Source organism: Streptomyces sp. UW30 (assembly GCF_008042075.1).
In the GTDB taxonomy this organism is placed as follows: domain Bacteria; phylum Actinomycetota; class Actinomycetes; order Streptomycetales; family Streptomycetaceae; genus Streptomyces.
The window spans coordinates 920841-924955 of the sequence record NZ_RDBN01000053.1; the positions used below are offsets into that span (position 1 = coordinate 920841).

Here is a 4115-nt window from a genome sequence, read left to right on the forward strand (position 1 = left end):
GGCGCCGCCTGGACCAGAGGTGAGTTGGAGCGTCGGCGCGCGGGCTGGATCCTGCTGACGAGCGGCGCTCCGGAGGGGGTGCCGCGCGCGGGCAGCAGCGGCGCCAGGTCCTCGTACACCTCCTGCGCGGAGGCGGGGCGGTGCTGCGGGTCCTTCGCGAGCAGCCGCAGGACCAGCGCTTCGAGCGCCTCGGGGACCTCGGGGCGGGCGCGGCGCACGGGCAGCGGCGGCTCGTACAGGTGCCGGTGCAGCACGCCGAGGGCGGTGGAGCCGGAGAACGGCACGTCTCCGCTGAGGAGTTCGTGCATGAGCACGCCCAGTGCGTACAGGTCGGTGTACGGGCCGACCGCGCCGCCCATCGCCTGCTCGGGGGCCATGTAGGCGGGCGAGCCGATGGGCGTGCCGGTGTGGGTGAGGCGAGTGGTGTCGGCGTCCATGACGGAGGCGACGCCGAGGTCGAGGACGGTGACCGTGCCGTCCTGCTTGACCATCAGATTGCGCGGCTTGAGGTCGCGGTGCACGATCGGCACCGCGTGCACGGCGCTCAGCACGGCGCACAGCTGCGCGGCGACGGCCACCGCCCACTGCCAGGGGTACTGGTCACGCCCGGCGAGATGAGCGGCGAGGTCGACGCCGTCGACGTACTGCATGACGAGGAACAGCTCCTCGCCCTCGCTGCCCGCGTCGTGCACCGTGACGAGCCCGGGGTGGTCGACCTGCGCGGTCACCCGGCACTCGCGCACGAACCGGCGGCGCAGTTCGTCCGCCTCCTGCCCGGCCACCTTGTCGGGGCGCAGCAGCTTCACCGCCACGCGCCGGTCGAGCCGGTCGTCGTACGCCGTCCAGACCTGGCCCATGCCGCCCTGTCCGATGAGCGCGGACAGTGCGTAGCGGCCGGCGACGACACGTCCTGTCGTCACGGTCACCTTCCGCCCTCGTGGTCGCCGTCCTGGCGGGTGTCGTGCTTGCGCAGGTAGTCACTGAGCTCGTCGAGCTCGGCGCGCACCTGGTCGATGCGCGCGGGCGCGGGGCGCTGCGGCGGCGTGGGCGGCGCTGCGGGCGTCCGGGGCATCGGTGTCTGAGAGATCGGCGTCTGGGGCATCGGCGGCTGGGGCATCGGCGTCCGGGGTATCGACGGCGACTGCGGCACCGTCGTGGCGGTGTACGGCGACTGGGGCTGCGGGTAGCCGTAGGCGGGGGACGGTGGCCGCTGCCCGGTGTTGCCGGAGAAGCGGAGCCGGTGGAAGTGGCGTATGTCCGCGGCGAGGTAGTACGCGATCGAGACCACGAGGCCGCCCAGAACGAGGATCAGGCCCATCCAGCCGCCCGCCGTGTGTATCTCGTCGCCGGGCTCGGAACCCATCAGGTAGAGGCCGAGGAACTCCACCACGATCGACGCCGCGAACAGCCACCAGTCGAGCGCCTTACGGGTCACGATGGCCAGGCGCAGCATCATCGTCCACATCAGCAGGCCGAAGCTCAGCACCGAGATCACGACGAAGACCACGCGCAGGAAGACCAGCCAACCGGTCGGCGGCGGCTGGATCACCGGCTGCGTGTAGCCGTGGCCTTGCATGGCTGCTCCTGGTACCTGAAGTGGTTGTACGGGGTCGACCGACCCTGCCCGGCGCGGGGCAACCTCGGTCGTGCGATTGTCGCTTCGAGCGTATAGGTCCACACCGACATAGGGTCACGGTTGTACCGAACCGTTGTCGTGCTGATCACTTCGTACGACGACGCAGGTCGCACGGAGGCCCCGCTTCCGGCCCGGTCGCGCGCACCCGCTCGAACCCCGCCCGCCCCGGTCGCCTCAGAGCGGGTGCCGCATCCACACGTTGGGCTCGACGTACACCGCGTGACCCCGCTCCGGCTCGCAGCGCACCGGCACCAGCGCGCCGGGCACCTCGACGTCGCCCGGGGTGTCGAAGGGCAGTCCGGTCCAGCGGCGCCACTGCTCCAGCGATCCGGCGACGGTCATGGAGGCCGGGGCGATGGAGTCGATCGTGGCTCCGGCTCGGGCGTGCACACGCAGCCACGGGTCGTGGGGCAGGCCGTCGGTGCGTACCCGGTGGGCGTACTCCTCGATCGGGGTGTGCGGTTCGAGGTGCTTGGCGTTGGGCCGGACCGGTGCGACGACCTCGCGGAAGCCACGGGCGCGGGCGTTTTCCCGCATCGCGCGAAGCATCACGGCCGACAGGCCGCCTGCCAGCGCGTGCGGGGCGATGACGACGGAGATGGCGCTGACGGTGTCGGGGCGGACGCCGCCGCGCAGGTCGGCGAAGGCCCACACCAGGACCTCGTCCCAGCCCCGGGCGGGCAGCCGGCCGCGGCCCTCGGCATTCAGGGCGAACGGAACGCTGAAGGCTTGCGCGACCACCTCGCCCCGCCTGTCCTGCGCGAACAGCGCGTACTCGGGGAACTCACGGGGGATCCGGGCGTAGTGGGCGTTGCCCACGGGGTCGTTGATGACGAACTCCGGCCAGGTGTCCGGCATTTCCAGGACACGGTCGAGCATCTCGGGGCGTTCCGCGACGCTCGCCACCTTCAGTTCCATGCCGGAACGGTATGTGCGCGGCGTCGGTGCCGGAAAGCCGTTTTCGGCCCGCGTCAGCCTCCGCACTGACGCAGCATCGTCTCCTTGTCTGCGGTGGTCACCGGAAGTTCGTACTTCAGTGACACCTGGGCGAAGCGCACCGCGTACGAGCAGCGGATCCCCTTGTTCGGGGGCAGCCAGGACGCGGGGCCGGAGTCGCCCTTGGAGCTGTTGGTCGGGCCGTCGACCGGTATGAGGTTGAGGGGGTCGTTGGCGATGTCCTGGCGCTTGCCCTTCGGCCAGCGGGAGGCGCCCATCTGCCAGTCGTACGACAGCGGCATCACATGGTCGATCTGCACCGTCGTGGCACGGGACTTGGCCCAGTCGATCGTCCGGCCCGTGTACGGGTCGTGCAGCGTCATGGAGGCCACGACGCAGTCGGAGCCGGAGCGGTGGCGGACGTCCTCGCCGTCGCGCTTGAGGAGGTCGTTGCGGGTGTCGCAGCCGTTGCGGGAGAACGGGATGCCGCCCGGGGCCGAGTCCATCCACGCGTAGCCGAACTCGTCCCGGTCGTAACCCGTCTTGGGGCCGCGGCCCTTGGTCGCCACCTTCTCGATGAGGGCCAGTGCCTCGTCCCGGTCGGCGCCCGAAGTGAGCGGCGCGAGCCCCGGCTTCGTGCCGTCGGGGTTGTCCAGCGGGCTCACGGCACGGCCGGAACCGGTGTCCGGGACGGAGCCGGATGGCGCCTCGTCCACGGGTAGATCGACGTTCTCACAGCCGGTCAGTACCAGCACCATGCCGAGCATCGCCGCGGCGCTCGCCGCCCCGCCCCTAAGACGCTTCACGGTGCGTCCCCCCTTGCTGCCCGTTCCGCCCCGCACAGGCGGCTTTCCCTGGTACACCGTCGCGCACACGGTAGCGACCCGGCGCACGGCGGCATTCAGGAGGCCCGGGCAGGTGGAGGTCGGAGGTCTGGGCGGAAGGTCCGGGACGGAGGTCCAGACCATAGCGGGGTCAATCGCGCATACCTCGTAAGCCGGGCGTATCGTCGGTGGTGAATCTCCTCTGGAAGGAGCTCTGCATGGGCATCTTCGACAGGTTCAAGAACCGCCAGGCGCAGGACAAGGCCAGGGACATGTCCGACGCCGCGGAGCAGAAGGCCAACGAGAAGACGGGCAACAAGTACGAGAGCCAGGTCGACGACGCGCAGCAACGGATGGAGCGCGAACTCGGCATGGACCGCGACAGGCCCGATCAGCAGTAAGGCCCCGGCCCCGCGGAGGACCACGAGACCCGGCGGGGACGGCGCCGGCGTCGCGGCCAGGCTGTCACCGAACCACCTGGAGAACAGAGGCCGTCCGCGGAGACCCACCTCCCGCGGGCGGCTTCGTGCGGGCGGGGTCACGTGGGCGGCTTCGCACGGCCGTGTGCGCAGGGCCGTCTTCGCACCAGGAGGGGGATCTCTCCCCACACCCCCGCGCCCACGTGACCCCGCCCGCACGAAGCCGCCCGCGGGAGGTGGGTCTCCGCGGACGGCCTCTGTTCTCCAGGTGGTTCGGTGACAGCCTGGCCGCGACGCCGG

General features: G+C 71.2%; 5 protein-coding genes. 1 reads left to right on the top strand and 4 read right to left on the bottom strand.

The genetic code is table 11. The annotated features are described in order from the left end of the window. The 4 genes from EAO75_RS47835 to EAO75_RS38455 form a co-directional block, all read right to left on the bottom strand. On the bottom strand, nucleotides 1–857 hold an 857-nt coding region (locus EAO75_RS47835), incomplete at its 3' end, for a serine/threonine-protein kinase (RefSeq protein ID WP_261989665.1). A gap of 65 nt (nucleotides 858–922) precedes the next feature. Beyond that, on the bottom strand, nucleotides 923–1576 hold the full coding sequence (locus EAO75_RS38445) for a DUF805 domain-containing protein (RefSeq protein WP_147999711.1): 654 nt from the start codon (nucleotides 1574–1576) through the stop codon (nucleotides 923–925). A 234-nt stretch (nucleotides 1577–1810) separates the two neighbouring features. Beyond that, nucleotides 1811–2554 (bottom strand): N-acetyltransferase, encoded by a 744-nt coding sequence (locus tag EAO75_RS38450; RefSeq protein ID WP_147999712.1) that lies wholly within the window; start codon nucleotides 2552–2554, stop codon nucleotides 1811–1813. A 53-nt stretch (nucleotides 2555–2607) separates the two neighbouring features. Continuing rightward, entirely contained in the window at nucleotides 2608–3378 is a 771-nt protein-coding gene (locus tag EAO75_RS38455) for an HNH endonuclease family protein (protein WP_261989593.1), read from the bottom strand. A gap of 236 nt (nucleotides 3379–3614) precedes the next feature. Here EAO75_RS38455 and EAO75_RS38460 point away from each other — a divergent pair, with 236 nt between their 5' ends. After that, nucleotides 3615–3797, top strand: coding sequence for an Rv0909 family putative TA system antitoxin (locus tag EAO75_RS38460; RefSeq protein ID WP_147999713.1), 183 nt, complete (start codon nucleotides 3615–3617; stop codon nucleotides 3795–3797). The last annotated feature ends 318 nt before the right edge of the window (nucleotides 3798–4115 follow it).